Below are 1,067 nucleotides of genomic sequence, written 5' to 3'. Positions count from 1 at the left end.
GCGGCCCCGGCCTGGGTAGCGGCCTGGTCGGCCTGGGCGGCGCTGCTGCTCATCCACGCGATATAGGGCGCGGCGGCGTCGGCCATCTGCGCCGACGCCGGGCCGCGCCACAGGCCACTGATTTCGGAGATCGCCGAGCCGTAGCAGGACGCGGTCGTGTACAGGTCGGTGGCCAACACGTCCCAGGCAGCGGCGGCCGCCAACATCGGTCCCGCGCCCGCGCCGGCGTACATCCGGCCAGAGTTGACTTCCGGCGGTAATGCTCCGTAATCCACTACTTGACGTCCTGGCCTCGTCGGTCGCTACAGCCTGCCGATCTACTCGACCTCGTAGTCACGAATGCGATGCCCTTCCTCGCCATCGGCGACGGCTGCGATCCACTATCTGAGACATAAGTTCACTAATGAAGATATAAGGCGTTCAGAGGCGTCAGCGGTACGCAGTAATGAACTCTTTCTATCTTTAGGTGAACACTCGTCGTTGGTAGTGCACAGTCGGCTCCCGGCCATCTAACGTCGCTAGCGAGCGGCTCGTGAAGGCCGTTGAGACCGAGCACTGAGGAGAAATCAGCGTGGCGTTCGTAGAAACCCAGCCGGAGGTGCTATCCGCTGCGGCTCGCAATTTGGTGGCTATCGGCGCGTCAGTGGCGGCGCAGAATGCGGCTGCGGCGGGCCCGACGACGGGAATAGTGCCGCCGGCAGCCGATGAGATTTCGGCGCTGACGGCGGCACAGTTCGCCACGCATGCCCGGATGTATCAGGCGGCCAGCGTCCAAGCCGCGGCAATTCACGACATGTTCGTGAACATGCTGGGCACCAGCGCCGGTTCGTACGCGGCCACGGAAGCCGCCAACGCCGCCGCGACCAGCTAGAGGAGACGTAGTGCTGGATTTCGGGGCGTTACCGCCAGAGGTCAACTCCGCTCGCATGTATGCCGGACCGGGGTCGGCGGCGATGATGTCCGCGGCGTCGTCCTGGCGGTGGCTGGCCGCCGAGTTGGAGTCCGCCGCAATCGATTACGACAGGGTGATCACGCAGCTGACCAGTGAGTGGCGCGGCCCGGCGTCG

The 1,067-nt window shown here is 65.1% G+C and carries 3 protein-coding genes; 2 read left to right on the top strand and 1 reads right to left on the bottom strand.

Annotation, left to right across the window (positions count from 1 at the left end):
- Positions 1-275 (bottom strand): PPE domain-containing protein (locus A5707_RS04935; RefSeq protein ID WP_156657570.1); only part of this gene is annotated, 275 nt, incomplete at its 3' end.
- A 296-nt stretch (positions 276-571) separates the two neighbouring features.
- Between A5707_RS04935 and A5707_RS04930 the strand changes: the two genes are divergently transcribed.
- The gene (locus A5707_RS04930; RefSeq protein WP_065012573.1) at positions 572-871 is read left to right on the top strand and encodes a PE family protein; all 300 of its coding nucleotides are present in this window, start codon (positions 572-574) and stop codon (positions 869-871) included.
- A gap of 13 nt (positions 872-884) precedes the next feature.
- The coding region (locus A5707_RS23035) for a PPE domain-containing protein (protein WP_156657385.1) at positions 885-1,067 on the top strand (183 nt) is incomplete at its 3' end.

The organism is Mycobacterium kyorinense (genome assembly GCF_001672775.1).
GTDB lineage: Bacteria > Actinomycetota > Actinomycetes > Mycobacteriales > Mycobacteriaceae > Mycobacterium > Mycobacterium kyorinense_A.
This window is presented reverse-complemented; position numbering and strand designations above follow the sequence as displayed.